The sequence below is a fragment of the Flavobacterium collinsii genome (genome assembly GCF_946903285.1).
Classification (GTDB): Bacteria; Bacteroidota; Bacteroidia; order Flavobacteriales; family Flavobacteriaceae; genus Flavobacterium; species Flavobacterium collinsii.
This window is the reverse complement of the sequence record NZ_OX336425.1, coordinates 148606-164710: the sequence shown is the minus strand read 5'-3', so window position 1 is coordinate 164710 and position 16105 is coordinate 148606. Positions and strand designations below refer to the sequence as shown.

At 36.1% G+C, this 16105-nt stretch carries 18 protein-coding genes and 1 tRNA gene; 6 read left to right on the top strand and 13 right to left on the bottom strand.

Going from position 1 to position 16105, the window contains the following annotated elements:
* Positions 1-15: 15 nt before the first annotated feature.
* Both OGZ34_RS00795 and OGZ34_RS00790 read left to right on the top strand, forming a co-directional pair.
* Positions 16-1812, top strand: coding sequence for a RagB/SusD family nutrient uptake outer membrane protein (locus OGZ34_RS00795; RefSeq protein ID WP_263361864.1), 1797 nt, complete (start codon positions 16-18; stop codon positions 1810-1812).
* Positions 1813-1846: 34 nt separating this feature from the next.
* Positions 1847-3400, top strand: coding sequence for a fibronectin type III domain-containing protein (locus OGZ34_RS00790; protein ID WP_263361863.1), 1554 nt, complete (start codon positions 1847-1849; stop codon positions 3398-3400).
* A 75-nt stretch (positions 3401-3475) separates the two neighbouring features.
* Here the strand turns inward: OGZ34_RS00790 and OGZ34_RS00785 are convergent, their stop codons facing one another.
* From OGZ34_RS00785 to OGZ34_RS00755, 7 genes are all read right to left on the bottom strand, one after another.
* Positions 3476-4048 carry a pentapeptide repeat-containing protein gene (locus OGZ34_RS00785; protein ID WP_173965234.1) on the bottom strand — a complete coding sequence of 191 codons (573 nt, stop codon included), beginning with the start codon at positions 4046-4048 and terminating at the stop codon, positions 3476-3478.
* 90 nt (positions 4049-4138) lie between these two features.
* A complete protein-coding gene (locus OGZ34_RS00780; protein ID WP_263361862.1) occupies positions 4139-4339 on the bottom strand; it encodes a hypothetical protein in 201 nt (66 codons plus the stop codon).
* A 72-nt stretch (positions 4340-4411) separates the two neighbouring features.
* Complete coding sequence (locus tag OGZ34_RS00775; RefSeq protein WP_246253183.1) at positions 4412-5335, bottom strand: helix-turn-helix domain-containing protein; 924 nt, start codon at positions 5333-5335, stop codon at positions 4412-4414.
* A complete protein-coding gene (locus OGZ34_RS00770) occupies positions 5336-5899 on the bottom strand; it encodes a DUF6642 family protein (protein ID WP_173965236.1) in 564 nt (187 codons plus the stop codon).
* Between the two features lie 214 nt (positions 5900-6113).
* Complete coding sequence (locus OGZ34_RS00765) at positions 6114-6530, bottom strand: hypothetical protein (protein ID WP_263361861.1); 417 nt, start codon at positions 6528-6530, stop codon at positions 6114-6116.
* 449 nt (positions 6531-6979) lie between these two features.
* Positions 6980-7237: a hypothetical protein gene (locus tag OGZ34_RS00760; protein ID WP_173965238.1), complete on the bottom strand. Its 258-nt coding sequence runs from the start codon at positions 7235-7237 to the stop codon at positions 6980-6982.
* A 225-nt stretch (positions 7238-7462) separates the two neighbouring features.
* Positions 7463-7536, bottom strand: a tRNA-Met gene (locus tag OGZ34_RS00755).
* A 154-nt stretch (positions 7537-7690) separates the two neighbouring features.
* On the opposite strand from OGZ34_RS00755, the gene OGZ34_RS00750 reads away from it, so the two are divergent.
* Both OGZ34_RS00750 and OGZ34_RS00745 read left to right on the top strand, forming a co-directional pair.
* The gene (locus OGZ34_RS00750) at positions 7691-8083 is read left to right on the top strand and encodes an START-like domain-containing protein (protein ID WP_026727620.1); all 393 of its coding nucleotides are present in this window, start codon (positions 7691-7693) and stop codon (positions 8081-8083) included.
* A gap of 54 nt (positions 8084-8137) precedes the next feature.
* Complete coding sequence (locus OGZ34_RS00745; protein ID WP_263361860.1) at positions 8138-8977, top strand: aminotransferase class IV; 840 nt, start codon at positions 8138-8140, stop codon at positions 8975-8977.
* Here OGZ34_RS00745 and OGZ34_RS00740 read toward each other — a convergent pair.
* From OGZ34_RS00740 to OGZ34_RS00715, 6 genes are all read right to left on the bottom strand, one after another.
* Positions 8974-9534, bottom strand: a complete 561-nt coding sequence (locus OGZ34_RS00740; RefSeq protein WP_173965240.1) for a YqgE/AlgH family protein — start codon at positions 9532-9534, stop codon at positions 8974-8976. The genes OGZ34_RS00745 and OGZ34_RS00740 overlap by 4 nt on opposite strands.
* Positions 9535-9662: 128 nt before the next feature.
* A complete protein-coding gene (locus tag OGZ34_RS00735; RefSeq protein WP_017498096.1) occupies positions 9663-9935 on the bottom strand; it encodes an HU family DNA-binding protein in 273 nt (90 codons plus the stop codon).
* Between the two features lie 179 nt (positions 9936-10114).
* Positions 10115-11062, bottom strand: coding sequence for a methionyl-tRNA formyltransferase (gene fmt / locus OGZ34_RS00730; RefSeq protein WP_263361859.1), 948 nt, complete (start codon positions 11060-11062; stop codon positions 10115-10117).
* Positions 11062-12957, bottom strand: coding sequence for a RecQ family ATP-dependent DNA helicase (locus OGZ34_RS00725; protein WP_173965242.1), 1896 nt, complete (start codon positions 12955-12957; stop codon positions 11062-11064). The genes fmt and OGZ34_RS00725 overlap by 1 nt, the downstream gene beginning before the upstream one ends.
* A gap of 64 nt (positions 12958-13021) precedes the next feature.
* Positions 13022-13555 carry an AAA family ATPase gene (locus OGZ34_RS00720; RefSeq protein WP_173965243.1) on the bottom strand — a complete coding sequence of 178 codons (534 nt, stop codon included), beginning with the start codon at positions 13553-13555 and terminating at the stop codon, positions 13022-13024.
* A 217-nt stretch (positions 13556-13772) separates the two neighbouring features.
* Complete coding sequence (locus OGZ34_RS00715; RefSeq protein ID WP_263361858.1) at positions 13773-14690, bottom strand: carboxylesterase family protein; 918 nt, start codon at positions 14688-14690, stop codon at positions 13773-13775.
* Positions 14691-14967: 277 nt separating this feature from the next.
* Between OGZ34_RS00715 and OGZ34_RS00710 the strand changes: the two genes are divergently transcribed.
* A complete protein-coding gene (locus tag OGZ34_RS00710; protein ID WP_263361857.1) occupies positions 14968-15264 on the top strand; it encodes a DUF493 domain-containing protein in 297 nt (98 codons plus the stop codon).
* Positions 15265-15267: 3 nt separating this feature from the next.
* Positions 15268-15990, top strand: coding sequence for a DUF4290 domain-containing protein (locus OGZ34_RS00705; RefSeq protein ID WP_173965246.1), 723 nt, complete (start codon positions 15268-15270; stop codon positions 15988-15990).
* The last annotated feature ends 115 nt before the right edge of the window (positions 15991-16105 follow it).

Sequence of the window (16105 nt, the reverse complement as noted above, 5' to 3'; positions counted from 1 at the left end):
AAAACTTATCGCAAAATGAAATATAAAGTAATAATAGCAGGATTGATAATCTCAGGTCTGTTGACTTCTTGTCAGGATTTAGGAGAGGAATACTTTGATACTCCTGCACAATCAACATTAGACGAACAGCTTATTTTTTCTACGGCCGGATTAGCGCAGGGAGCTGTTGATGGAATAAAAGTATCATTTGGAGAGGAACAGTCTTACAGAGGAAGACTTTTGACCTATCAGGGATTAAATACCGATACAGAATGGCTTTTAGCATCTTCGAGTGACAATGCTAAATCTGATTTGGTGGTTTACGATGCCAAGGCTGATAACACTGAAATGAACTCTCCAAAAAATGCGTGGGCAATGATGTATGAAGGAATTGAGCGTGCGAATTTGTGTATCAGAGGTCTGCGTAAATATGGTAATCCATTACCGAATACCGAGATGGGACAGTTGTTGGGAGAGGCATTGACTTTGCGTGCTATTTATTATGTCGATCTGATAAGAAATTGGGGAGACGTTCCTGCTCGTTTTGAACCTGTTTCTACTTCGACTATTTATGTGCCTAAAGCGAGCCGTGATGAAATTTACAAGCAATTAATCGCTGATTTGGGTGAAGCCGGAACCTTGGTGGCATGGCCTAATGAGACTGCAGCAACAACAAGTACAGAGCGTATTAACAAGGCTTTCGTAAAAGGTCTTAGAGCTCGTTTGGCTATGACGGCCAGTGGTTTTCAGCAATATTCAGATGGGGTGAGAAGAAGTACAGATCCTGCGCTTTCGGTAGGCACTATGTATAAACTGGCGTTAGACGAATGTCGTTCTGTAATTGCGAGTGGTTCTGCACATTTAGAACCGACTTTTGAAGGTTTATGGAGAAAATACAATCAGGAAAATATCGCAGCAGGAGGAGAATCTCTTTGGGAAATTCCTTTTGGAGCTACACGAGGGAGAGTCTTATTTACTTTTGCGGTGCGTCATGATGCTGTCGATCAGTTTCAGCAGATGGGAACAAATAAAGGAGGAGTGAACGGGCCATTACCTTTTGTTTTTTATGACTACGATCAGGCTGATAGCCGCAGAGATGTTACCTGTGTTCCTTACAAATGGGGAGCTGCAGTAAATGGTAAAGCAAAACAGGAACTTACAGATTTACAAACCTGGTATTTTGGTAAATATCGTTTTGAGTGGATGAACCGTATTGTTACAGCACCAAATGATGATGGTGTGAATAAAATTTATATGCGTTATGCCGAGGTACTTTTAATTGCTGCCGAAGCCGCAAACGAATTAGAAGGGCCTGGATCAGCTGCTGTTTATTTAAAAGAAATTCGCCGCAGAGCTTTTGCTTCCGGAAGCCAAGCTGTAAAAGTAGATGCGTATGTAGATAGCTTTACAAGCAAACAAGCCATGATGAATGCTATTATCGAGGAAAATAAATATGAATTTACGGGAGAGATGGAACGCAAATTTGCACTGATTCGCTGGAATTTATTGAAAACAAAATTAGACGAGGCTAAAGTTAAAATGGCACGTCTGAAAGCGCGCAGCGATGAATATGCTACTGTGCCATTGACCTTATATTACAAATACAAAGCAGATAATACGACATTGGAAGTTTACGGGCTGAACCGTGGTGAAACACAGGCGCAGGGTGCTGATTACACTTCAAAAAGCTGGGATAAACTGGAGGACAATAAAATAACCACATTGTACAAAGCCGGAGTGAATCCTGATAAAAGACAATTTTGGCCTATCTGGCAAACGTTTATTGACGGAAGCAATGGTCAGTTAGTAAATGACTGGGTTTTCGGAAACTAAAAACAATTAACAAATAAACTATAGTTTTAGAATTATGAACGCAAAAGATATATTTAAAGGATTGCTGGCTATGTTTTTATTGGTAATTGCCGGTTGCGAAAGTTACAATGAAGCAGTGCTGGAAGATATAGGAGCAAATAGAGTATTTTCTCCAATAGAACTGAAAGCGGTAGTGAGAAATCAAACCACGGTGGAATTAAACTGGACTGCTAAGGAAGATGTTGATCATTATACGGTAGAATTCAGTGCTGATGATCCGGATTTCAAAACAATTTACAAAACAGTTAATGTTACCGCAAAAGAACTTCCGGTAAAAGTGGCGTTAGAAGGGGAAACGGTTTATTCGATAAGAGTTAAAGGGGTAAGTGCTTCAGGACTTGTCGATTCGAAATGGTCTGTAACAACTGCAGCAACATTAACGGAGCAAATCTTTTTCCCTGTGCAGCCTGCCGATATCGAAGCGAAACAAGTGACGTTAAGATGGACGCCTAACAGTTCGGTTACCCAAATTACTGCGGGTCCGGGTGGGATTGGACACACTATTACGGCTGCTGAAAAAACGGCCGGTGCAGCGATAGTTACCGGACTTACAGGAGAAACGGCCTATACCGCTACTTTGTTTAACGGAGCTAAAAAAAGAGGAGTGGTTACTTTTACCACAGGAATTGATATTGGAACGGGTATTTTGGTGAAACCTACAGACGATTTGAATGCGAAAATTGCAGCTGCAAATCCGGGAGCTGTATTGGTATTGATGCCTGGGGAATACAATGTTTATATTGGTGAAATTATTCTGAACAAACCAGTTACGATCAGAGGCTTAAGAACAGATAATAAACCCTTGCTTCATAATAAATTTACACTGAATGCGGGAGCTACAACGGTAAGTTTAATCGATTTGGATCTTAACGGAGATAAAACCCAAAGTGATGCGGTTAAATACAATGACGTAAGTACGGCTTACGGGGCGCTTTTAATTAGTGGCTGTAATGTTCATGATTTTGTAAAATCATTTATAACGCAAACAGCGACCGGTATTACTAAAATTGCGTCGGTAACGGTTGAAAATACTGTGGTCACCAATATTCTGACTGTTCAGGGCGACTGTATCGATTTCAGAACCTCGCATCTGGCATCGCTTATCCTTAGAAACAGTACTTTTAATAATTGTGCCACGGGCAGGGATTTCATCCGTATCGATAATGCGCTTAATATTACGGGAACAGGTTTAACAACGACCGTTTTGGTAGATGCCTGTACCATTTCAAATAAAGCGATGACCGCTTCGAATCGAATTTTGTATGTGCGTTTTGCTAGTAATTCTTCCACAATTCGCAACACACTTTTTGATACACCATTGGCAATGTATACCAATCAGGCTTCAACTACAGCGCCAACGTTCTTAAATAATAATTATTTTAATTCGACTGCACTGCATACGGCTGGTATAGCGGCAGTAAAATATGATGCTTCAGGAACTTACGGGACTTTAGATCCTCAGTTTGTAAACAGCGCTGCAGGAAATTTTACCATTAAAAATCAAGTTCTAATTGATAAAAAAATTGGAGATCCGCAATGGAGGCCATAGTTAGTTCAAAGGTTGTTTATAAAAAGGGATGTCAAATCAATGATGTCCCTTTTTTGTTTAAGATAATGAGGAAAATTATTCAATATCCAGATCAAACTTTTCTAATAAACCGGCAAGTGCGGCGTGAGACACTCTAGTTTTTTTGATTTTATTTTCTGAGGGGTCAAAAGCATAATTTCGTGACGTTCTAAAATCGGTTTTCTCCAAAATGCATTCCACAAAAGTGGCATTTGCAAGATCGCAGTTTTTAAAAACGGTCTGCGATAGATCAGTATTTGAAAAATCGACATCTTTTAAAGAGCACTCAACGAAATTGGTTTTCTTTAGCTTTTTGTAGATAAAAGTAGAATAATCAATAAGGCAGTCCTGAAAAGACATCGAGAACAAAAAACTATTACAGGCACTGAAATCGAGCCCCATTAATTTACAGCCAATAAATTTGATATTTTTAAAACCTGTATTTTTAAGTATAGCGAGTGAAAGATTACAGTTATTAAAAGTGCAATCTGAGAAATCAATAGAGGTAAAATTGCTTTTGGAAAAGTTACAGTTGATAAAATCGCAGTTTACAAATTCGTTATCTGATAGTTTCTGATCAGAATAATCAATCGTGTCAAAGGTTTTGTTTTGATGTAAAGCGGCTTCCATAATAATAATAATAATAATAATAATAATAATAATAATAATAATAATAATAATAAATTGAGAGTGAAGGGTAATGATTGGGGAAATGCAGTTTTATTCTAATTCGATACAGTCGAAAATTTCGTTTTTGAGAATCTTTTCGGTTATTTCAGCTTCACTATCGATCCTTAATATATTGTCGCAGTCCTCCAGGTCAAAATTCCATATCGCATTTGGCAGTAATTCATCAAGTAATGCATTCGCGAGTTCCAGCTTTGATTTTGTATCAATTGAAGTTTTGAAAACGTAGATCATAAAATTGCTTTTTTTTTACGGAACAAATTTCAAAAAAAGCTTTCCAATTTTATAGGATGTAAAAGGCAATAATTAGGACTTATCAATCAATTTTCGATATTGAATGGGAGTAATTCCTTCATGTTTTTTAAAGAAACGGCTAAAGTAAGAATGATCCTCATGTCCTACCTGCATTGCGATTTCACTTACAGAAAGAGTAGTTTGATAGAGCAGATATTTTGCTTCGGTCAAAATGGTCTCGTCAATCCATTTGGCTGCAGGCTTGCCAGTTGCTGATTTGACGGATTTGTTTAGATGATTGGGCGTAACATTTAGCAAAGAGGCGTAATAATTGACCTGATGTTGTGTTTTGATGTTCTCGTAAATGAGTTTTTTGAATTTTGCAGCAATAACAGCCGCAGCAGTACTGTTCTTGGATGCTTTAGGGGCATTTTTATTCATTTCAAAAAACAAAGCTATTAAATAAGCCTGAACAATGTCAGAATTGTTGGTTTCGGGTTCAAGATAGGCTGCCTGTAAGCGATTAAAAAGATTGACTATGAAATGAAAGTTGTCTTCAGAGATTGCGATTTTAGGATTGCCTCCAATTTTAAGAAAATCAAAATCATTTAACATTTCGCTGTTGCCGTACTTCCCGATTAAAACATCCGGATGAAACTGACAAATAAAACCAACGTGTTTGGTGTTAATGTGCTCGATAGAAAAAATCTGCCCGGCAGGAACGATGATCATTTCATTGGGATGGGTCTGGTATTCCTCGAAACCAATTTTTACAAAATGAACTCCTGAGGTTACGAAAATTATAGTATGACAGCTGTGTTTTGAAGGAGGGACGGCATAACGAAGCTGCATCATTTCTTCTGTTTTTAAACAAAAAAAATGATCAGAATTCGATCTGAACAACAGTTGTATTGGATTTTCCAGTCCCAGAAACTTTTCCCGAAATCCTTTTGCACCGTATGTTTTTATCGTTCCGGCTGTCTTGTTTTTCATCATTTAGTAATACAGTCTAAAATCGAGTAATTTGCACAGAGCATAATGTTTTTGATAGAGTTCTTCTACGACTTCTGTGAGATCATCATTTTCCTGATACAAACTAAAGAAAGCTTTATCGATTGTGCTGCAGCTGGCTATTTTGTTATAGGTAGAGCCGTAGCCCGAAATAGCCCTTGCACCGGTAATATCTAAAAAGTATTGTGCTTCGTCGTCGTTTAGATCAAGTACTTTTAAATTGGCAAAATGAATAATCTTTCCTTTCATCTTTCCTTCAAACAACTCTGCAATTTCTTCCAGACTGTAATAGTAATCATGAAGACAGATATTGTTAGGTTCGCCCGGCATTACTAAATAAATAATCTCATAATCCTTAAAATTATGGTCTTCATAAAGTAACACGTTCAGGCTCTCTTCTAAGCTTTCAATCGTATCGCAGGTTTTGTAAATGCTGGCAATACCTTGATCGATAGCTATTTCTTCCAGGTTTTTTACCACCTGGGTAACAGTGCTGTTTTCTACGTCAGGAACACCTTCGAGGCAGAAGATGAATTTTTCGTAATCCATACCATTGTGTTTTCCGGTTACTGATTTGTGATGAAAGAATCACTTAGTTCTTGTTCTCACAAAAGTATTTTTAATTGTCGAAAAATTACTGTCGGTAAGGTATTTTAACGCATTTTTGACATTAAAAAAACAAATAAAAAGACCTGAAAATAAAAAAATCCACTTTTAGCAAACTAAAAATGGATTTTACAATTGAGTTTCATTCTTTTGTCTTCTATAAATTTAAGTGAAGTTTTGTAATTAAAGAATAGAGAGCAGGTGCAGGGTGATTTACTTTAATTGGAACCAGCAGTTTTTGCCACCACTTTTGTTCTTCTTTTATTGAAGGAGAAGGAGAAGGGGAAGGGTGGATGCAGTTGGTTACAGCGGCCGCTCTTTTGTGTCCGCAGGCAGCACAGAATTTTGCATGTGGAGTTCGATAAGGTTTTGTACAACTTTCGCAAGGTGGGCCGTAAAGCTCAATCCGGTGATGCATAATAGCATTAGGGTTGGTTTCTTTAAATCCGGTTAATTGCTTATAGTAATCAAGAAGTTCACTGAATCGCTCTGTCCTGGTCATATTACATTTTCCTTGTTCAAAGCCATCACGATAGAGTTTGGTTGCAATTAGGTATTCTTCTGTGTGTAACATAGGAACTTCCATTTTACAACGCCAACACCAAAGATTTTCCATGGTTCTTTTTTTTTGGTTTTAATTTTTTGGTTAAATGTGTTATAATTTTCTTTTTGTGATTATATTCTTTATTCTTTGGCTAAATTAGATTAGTTTTTAGAGAATAACTTACGGTTTTACGTATTCCGTGACAAAAATCGTTTTTTAATGCATTAGTACACTAAGTAGAAATACCTGATTTTGATTTAGAGGAGAGTTGGGAAACGTCGTTTCTGAGTTTTCAAATGGATTAGAGATTTCCAAGGAAAGATTTCGGCAGCTTGTTTCTTAAGATAGGGCGAGTGAAATAATGGATTTTTGTCAGGATGTGGGAGTCTTAGAAGTAAAAAAGAAGAGAAAATCTCAAAACTTTGAGATTTTCTCTTCTTTTTTAAATTTTAATCATGTTCAGGAAAACTAACGATGTTTTATTTTTCTTCTTCCAGATTGTCAGCAGCCGAAATCTGATCCAATATATTGGTTTGATTGGGTGAGATATAGTTTTTTGCTTCAGTAGGAGTTTCTTTTTTAAAAAGAAGATCTAATGCATTATAAAGTCTTAATAAAACCTCTTTGTCCTCTTTTTCGATTTCTAAAGCAGTATTAAAATTAAAAACATAATTATTTGAATTACGTACTTCTACTTTTATTGTTTTTGACGTGATTTTAAATTTAACTATATCCATATGGTTTATAAATGATTTAGTTGGCAAAATACTATTCTAACTTGACTGTATGCTTTTTCTTAAGAAAAAAAAGTTGTACAGAGTCTGAAGTCTGCTTCCGTATTGTTTATATTGTTCGAATTGTAGGTGCTTTTTTTAAAATTACTCGCTCCAATTCCTTACTTTGAAGGGGTTGGTTTTAAATAAAAACCCCTAATCAGTTGATGATTAGGGGTTTGTTTTTTGTAGCGAGGACGGGAGTTGAACCCGTGACCTCAGGGTTATGAATCCTGCGCTCTAACCAACTGAGCTACCTCGCCAAGATTGCAAGTGAACCGTGTTCCTCATTGCGGGTGCAAAGATAGAAATAATATTAATTGTTGCAAGCATAAAATGAAGAAAAAAAAATATTTTTAAAAATGCATTGTTTTTGGACATATATTCTTATATTTCCAAAAAAATTAAAAGTAGCACATGGATTCAAAAATACGTTACGAAATAGAGTTCCCGATCAATTCTTCGCCACAATTATTGTATCAATATATATCAACACCCTCAGGTTTATCAGAATGGTTCGCCGATAATGTAAACTCAAGAGGTGAGTTCTTTACTTTTATCTGGAATGACTCGCAGGAAAAAGCGCGTTTGGCTTCCAAAAAAACAGGTGAAAAAGTCAAATTCAAATGGGTGGATGAAAGTAGTAAAGACACAGAATATTTTTTTGAACTGCATATTCTGGTTGATGAACTAACCAAAGATGTGTCGTTAATGGTAGTCGATTTTGCTGAAAAAGAAGAAGTAGGAGAAGCTAAACAATTGTGGGAGAATCAGATCTCAGATTTGAAACATCTTATTGGATCTGTTTAGTAAAATTCTATTTTATGCCTTATATTTGCCCTGAACAAAATTCAGGGTTTTTTTATGATCAATTTTAACGGAACTATAATAGCAGAAGAAGATAATATACTAACTCAAAATCGAGCATTTTTATATGGAGATGGTGTTTTTGAAACAGTAAAAATTGTCAATAATAAAATCTTGTTCCTTGAAGATCATTATTTCCGATTAATGGCTTCTATGCGAGTGGTTCGAATGGAGATTCCGATGAATTTTACCATGGAATATTTTGAAGAGCAGGTTTTAAGCCTAGCGCAGCAAAAAGGTATTCAGGCGTCTGCCAGAGCCAGAATTACAGTTTTTAGAAAAGAAGGTGGACTTTATTTGCCTAAAACGAATGAGGTTTCCTATTTGATTCATGCGACTCCACTTGATAACGCTTTATATGTTTTAAATACAGCTGATTACGAGGTGGATTTGTATAAGGACTTCTATGTGACCAAACAATTATTATCGTCTATTAAAACGACAAATAAGATGATAAATGTGACTGGAAGTATTTTTGCTCATGAAAATGGTTTGGCCAACTGTGTTTTACTAAATGATACTAAAAATGTAGTTGAGGTATTACAAGGAAATTTGTTCATGGTTGTGGGTAAAAAATTAATCACTCCGCCAATTTCTGAAGGTTGCCTAAATGGAATAATGCGCAAACAGGTTTTAACTTTGGCTAAAAAAGTAGAAGGCATAGAAGTAGTAGAGGAAATAATTTCGCCGTTTGATCTTCAAAAAGCAGATGAATTATTTCTGACTAATGTAATCATGGGGGTACAGCCGATAACCAAATATCGAAAAAAAGATTTTGATAGTAATTTGGCTCATGTATTAGTGCAAAAACTAAATGAATCCATTTCTGAAAATTAATTCAGATATGGATTTTCAGGTGCATTTGACCAAATAACATAGTCGCCTCCAAGTTCAATGATTTGCTCTTTCCAAAAATGGGTGGTCGATTTTCCGATAATTTTGTTTTTATAACTATTATCGGTGATGATCCAGGAATTTCCCTGCATTTCATTCTCAAGCTGATTTTCGTCCCAACCAGTATACCCTAAGAAAAAACGAATGTTATTTTTGCTGATAGATCCGTCGTTTATTAAGTCTTTGGTTGATTCAAAATCACCTCCCCAATAAATCCCGTTAGAAATCTCAACACTGTTTGGGATTAGTTCAGGAATATTGTGAATAAAATAAAGGTTATCCTGTTCAACAGGACCTCCGTTATATATTTTGAAAGTGGCATCAATTTCGGGTATTAAGTCATTAATAGTGTACTTTAAAGGTTTATTAATGATAAAACCTATTGATCCTTCCTTGTTATGGTCTGCTAATAAAATTACCGATCTATTAAATGATAAATCTCCAATTATCGAAGGCTCGGCAATAAGCAGGTGTCCTTTTTTTAATTTTTCTGAAATCATACGGCTACAATTTTTATTAAATTTAATCATAAAATTTCTAAAATCCCAAATAAAATCGTTAAACCGCATAAAAAAACCCTCCATAAGGAAGGTTTTGATTATATTATAAGTTTAGAGAACTTTCTTACTTAGTTCACTGCACCTTCTAATTCAGCTCCAGCTTTGAATTTTACAACATTTTTAGCAGCGATTTGAATAGTTTTTCCAGTTTGTGGGTTTCTACCGTCTCTAGCAGCTCTAGCAGATACTGACCATGATCCAAAACCTACTAACGAAACTCTACCACCTTTTTTTAAAGTAGCTCCTACGTTTCCTAAAAATGATTCTAAAGCCAATTTTGCCGCAGCTTTTGTTATTCCTGCATCAGCAGCGATAGCATCGATTAATTCTGATTTGTTCATAATATTAGTTATTAATTGTTGGTTAAAAAAAATTGTTAATACACAAATTTAGTAGGAAATCCGTTCCTTGCAAGTGTTTTCTTTAATTTTAGCAAAAATTGTTAATAACTTGCTTTTTTTGTTCATAAAGCAGGACGTTAGTGGGTCAAAATCAGGTAGAAACCCCTGTTTTATTGAGCTTAATAGACTTTTGCCGTATCTGAAAAAGTGATGCCGTTTAGCAATTCTGTCACCTGCATTCTTTTTTTTCCCGGCAACTGTAAACTTAAAATTTGAATGTACCCATCCTGAACAGCAACTTTTATTTCTTTTTTACTGCAAATCAGGCTTCCTGTCTCATGTGAATGTGTTTCGGAAAGTAGTTTTGCCTCGTATATTTTGATGCTTTGTTCTTCCTCTTTGTCTTTTAGGAAACACCAGGATGCCGGATACGGACTCAAGCCACGAATCAGATTGTTGATTTCGGCTCCTGATTTTGTCCAGTCGATTTTGCAGTTTTCTTTGTTTAGTTTGTAGGCGGTTTTAATTTCGGCAGTATCTTCCTGGATGGTAGTGTTCACATTTCCGTTTTCGATCACCTTTAAAGTTTCAATCACGGTTTCGCTACCTAATAACATAAGCCGGTCGTGTAGTTGCCCGGCATTTTCTTCCGGTTCAATTGCGATTTCCGAATTTAGAATCATTGCTCCGGTGTCTATTTTGTCATCTATGAAGAATGTTGTAACTCCGGTTTTGGTTTCTCCGTTAATAATTGCCCAGTTAATAGGGGCTGCACCACGGTAATTTGGCAATAGAGAAGCATGAAGGTTAAATGTTCCTAAACTTGGCATTTCCCAAACTACTTTTGGAAGCATTCTAAAAGCAACCACGATTTGCAAATTGGCATTCAGGGCTTTTAGCTCGGCTAAGAAGCTCTCGTCTTTTAGATTTGTTGGTTGTAGTAAGGTGAGGTTGTTCGCCAGTGCATATTCTTTTACTGCGGAATATTTTATTTTTTGTCCACGTCCTGCAGGTTTGTCTGCTGCAGTAATCACGCCAACAACGTCGTAATTGTTTTTAAGAATGGTGTCCAGAATGCCAACAGCAAATTCCGGAGTTCCCATGAAAATAATTCTCAATTTTTCCATTATGATTTTAAAGTGTATTTATTATTCGCCAGTACGGTGATATGATTGTTTTCTAATAATTCCTGAAGCACCAGAATAATATCATTGGTGTCCAGTTTTATCTGAGTTTGAATTTCTCTGGAAGTCAAAGCGGTTGATTTTAGTAAATGCAGAATTTTATCGGCAATCGAATCGGCTTCGGTAATTTTTCCCTTTTGAGTAATGCAATAGGAGCAAACGCCACAGTTTTCGGTTGTTTCTTCTCCGAAGTAATCCAGGATCAGTCGGTTTTTGCAGGTTTTGTTTTCTTTTATATAATATAGAACAGAGGAAAGCTGTTCTTTTTTGAGTTCGTTTTGTTTTTCAAGGTATTTTGAGACGCGATTTATGGTTAACTCATCTTCGCGGACTTCGTTGAATAATATAGTTGCGTCGTTATTTTTGGCTTTATATTCGATGATTTCTTTTTCTTTTAGTTTTTCTAAAAGGGCGGAAACCTGTTCTTCCGTATGCTGTGATTTTTTTGCAATCAGTGAAAGATTGAAAGGAGTTTTCATTTCGTAAACTCCGGGATAAGTTCTTAAGATCGCTAATATGATTTCTTCGTCATTTGGGTTCAGGCTCATGTAGCGAATCACTTCTTTTGATTCAATTAAGAATTGCAAGGTGATTTTTTCTGAGAATTCCTGTGACATGGTAATGATTCCCTGCTGGTTTAAAAATTGCAATGCATTGTATGTTTTTAAAGTAGGGAAGTCATATTTGTGGCAAAAATGATTCAGTTTAAAAGAAAAAGAATCGTCTAAACCTTCTCCGTAAGCGATTTGAAAATAAGTACAGAGTTTTATGTACATGGTTTTTAGGAACTTCTTGTCAGGCAGGATACTTAGAAACTGTTGTTCAGTCTGGTTCGCATCTGAGTTGTTGAAAAGTAATACCGAGAATGCTTTTTCTCCATTTCGTCCTGCTCTTCCGGATTCCTGATAATAGTTTTCTAAGTTTTCGGGTAGCTGTGTATGAATAACCGTTTTTACATTGTCTTTGTCGATCCCCATTCCAAACGCATTGGTGGCTACGATAACCTGCGTTTGTTCAGACATCCACAGTTGCATGTTTTTGTCTTTTTCTTTAGACGAAAGCCCTCCATGGTAGTAAGTTGCGGTAAATCCTAATGATTGGAGTTGGGTTGATAGGTTTAGACAAGATTTTCGGTTTCGTACATATATAATAGAAGGTTGCGGATTTTTCTTTAAGATTTGTTCGGTACGGTACAGTTTGTCTTCGACTTCGAAGACCATATAAGCAATGTTTTTTCTTTCAAAAGATTGCTGAAAAAGGAGGGGGTCTTTGAGTCCTAACTCTGTTTTGATATCTTCAATGACTCTTGGGGTTGCGGTTGCTGTTAGAGCCAGAAAAGGAATCTTTGGAAAATATTTCTTCAGTTCTGAAATTTTGAGGTAGGCTGGACGAAAATCGTGTCCCCATTGTGAAACACAGTGGGCTTCGTCGATTGCAATTAAATTAATGGGAAGGTTTTTAATACGTTCCAATATCCAGTCTGATTGTAGTCTTTCAGGAGAGAGGTATAAAAACTTGTAATTTCCGTATTGGCAATTATCGAGAAGATCAATAATTTCTTCGGTATGTATGCCTCCTGTAAGCGCGATCGCTTTGATGTTACGTTTCTGTAGGTTGGCTACCTGGTCCTTCATCAGGGCAACCAAAGGGGAAATGACTAAACAAACGCCTTCCTTCATCATAGACGGAACCTGAAAACAAATCGATTTCCCTCCGCCTGTGGGGAGTAATGCAAAAGTGTCCTGACCATTCAAAACGGAGTCAATAATCTCCTTTTGTAACGGTCTAAAACTGTCGTGTTTCCAGTATTTTAAAAGAATTTCTTGCGCTTCTGGCATTGGTCCTGTTTTAAAGTTAAAAAATTTAGAAATCAGTTTCTAGTTTTGCAACTTTAAAACATGCCTAAATTTTATCTAAGATATAAAGAATTCTGTTCTCAACCGTATCTTTAGGTACTTCGATTAAATCGTAGCCGTATTTTTTATAGGTATCAACAAGATGTTTCTGAATTTTTTGTGCCTGTTCAAAATTTTCGTAGCGCTCTGTGTCGCTTTCGTAAATTTCTTCCCAAGGTGGTAAAATAAATGTTTTAGTATATTTAAAATCCTCACAGGCTTTTACAAAGCTCTCCGGGTAATCGTCATTGATATAATCCATATAGGCTACAACATCAGGAATTCCGCGGTCGATAAAAACTACATTGTCAGGTTCTTCAAGCGAGTCTTCGAATTGTTTAATTCGGCCATTCAATAGCATTTCGCTAAACAATAAAGGTTGTTCCAAAAATAATTGGTCGATGCCTCTTTGTTGTGCTTCGAGTGTAACTTGTCTTGAGATTTCAGGGTAACAGCAGTAGCCACGAGCTACCAATTCGTTGATAAGAGTAGATTTTCCCGTTCCCGGGCCACCAATGAGAACTATGATTTGTTTTTGCACTTTCTAAAAATAAAGCGCAAATTTACCTAAACTTATTGGTATTTAAAAAGATTATTTTGCCTTAAGCGGACGATTTCGCAATTTTAAGAAATAAAGATCCTGCTACTCGCTATGATATTGGGTTTTTTAAAGGGAAAGGATAAAGGGGTTTTACTTCGATCTGCCAGGTAAGGCAGTTTTTTAGTGGGTTAATTTTCGTTACCCCTGCCTAAAATACTCACTTGCAAAATAAATATTTTCCGGAACTCATCTCTTTCATTTTTGAAGGAATGATAATATGTGATGTGAAATTCTTTTTCTTTAAAACATCGTTTACAAAATCCAGAACATATTGTTTTCCGTCGTGAAAAAGGTAGCCGGAATATTCATGCCCACCGCCACAGAATGTAATAAGTTCAATATCTTTATGAAGGTCATTCATTTGGTTGTACACCGCATAGGACCCAAACAAAATTAACCAGCCTGAAGCATTGGTCGGGCAGGAGCGATGTGAACCTGCGCTATAAGGAACTGTTGTGTCGATATTTCCGTGCGCCAGTAACATTGGGATTGCTTTTTCTTTGGTGATTAAATTAATATCCATAATGGCTCCGGAGCCTCCAATGAAACCGGAGTATTTAAAATTTTCGGGTAAATTGCCGGCGTATAAATTCATGAGTTTGTAATCCCAAAAAGAGGCATGAAAACCAATTTCGGCACCCGCACTGATTCCGGAAACAAAGAATTTGGAAGTGTCGAGATTGTACTGATTCGCATGCTGAATTAAAAACGAAGTGGCCTGCCACATATCACTAACGCCAATTTGAATTGCTTTTATTTTCTCGGTTAAAGTTCCTTTGCAGCCAAAATCTTTTTCTTTCATGTATAGACTGTATGAAATGCTGGCAACTGCGTAGCCGTTTTTTGCCATAAACATTCCGAAGTCTTTTTCGCTTGTACGTTCTCCGCCAGAAAATCCTCCGCCAAAAGCAAAAAGGATTAAAGGTGTTTTTTCGTTTGTTTTCTTTTGAGGTAAGTATAAGTCTAAATCCAGTTTGATCGTGTCATTTTGGAAATAAGTCATGGTTTTAACTTCTTGTGCCTGAATATGGTGAAAAGTGAGAATAGTAAAAAATAAGATGATGATTTTTTTCATTGGATTGTTGTTCAATTCTGGAGAGTCATAAAGAAAATGTTCTAAGTTTAAAACGGTACGACTCTGTGACTTTGTGAGCAAATTTCTTTGTGATGAATTCCCAAATATAAGATGAAATTTGACATAGAGATAATGTTGTAAAGTTTTTTTCTCTGCACCTTTGAACCTCTGTAACTTTGCTCCTTTAAAACAAAGTTTTAAGTCTGAAAAAAATCTAAAATCTAAAATCAAAAGTCTGAAATCAAAATCGTATATTTGCGTTTATTTTTAATTACGAATGGAGAACGATAAAGAAAAAAACACCGCTGAATTTTACGAGAGATTAAAAGTCGAGTTAGATAATTCAAATACTTGGCCAGCAGAATACTTATATAAATTCATTGTACCTTCAATAGACGATAATGTAGAGCGAGTTGAAAAAGCTTTTAACAATATGGGTGCGGTTATCAAAACAACAAAATCGAAAACTGGTAAGTTTACCAGTGTTTCAGTTGATGTTACCATGCATAGTGCTGACGAAGTGATTAGCAAATACAAAGAAGTTTCTACCATTGAAGGTATAGTTTCATTATAACTTATGAACGAAAAATATAGAAAAGAAGTCGCGAATGATGTTGTTTTTAACTTAGAATACAATTCTGAAAGACAACGATTAATCATTCCAGAATACGGTCGTCATTTGCAAAAACTGATAGATCAGGCTACCGCAATTGAAGATGCTGAAACGCGTAATAAAGCGGCAAAATACATTATTCAGGTAATGGGAAGTCTGAATCCGCACTTGCGTGATGTACCGGATTTTCAACACAAGTTATGGGATCAGCTTTTTATTATGTCTGATTTTAAATTGAATGTTGATTCGCCATACCCAATTCCGTCTCGCGATGTCCTGCAGTTGAAACCTGATGTTTTGCAGTATCCACAGAATTTTCCAAAATACAGATTTTATGGTAATAATATCAAATATATGATAGATGTTGCTAATAAATGGGAGGATGGCGAGATGAAAAATGCATTGGTATTGGTAATTGCCAATCACATGAAAAAGTCTTATTTAAGCTGGAACAAAGATACTGTTAAAGATGATGTGATTTTTGAGCATCTGTATGAGTTGTCAGGAGGTAAAATCAATTTATTGCAAAGTTCAGAAGAGCTTTTAAATACAACGGATTTATTGCGTACCAATAAACGTATGTCAAATAAAATCACACCGGCAGGACAGCCAAAAATCCAAAGTAATAAAAACAACAAAGGTCCGGGGAAAGCTAAGCCTTTTCAGAAAAATAATAATCAGAAGTAAAAGAAAGGGGGCTAAGGTTCTAATAAGCTAAGGAGCTAAGTTTTTTCTCTCAAAAAAATCTTAGAACCTCAGAACCTCAGTAACTCAGAATCTAAATATAAAAAGTTGCTAAGTA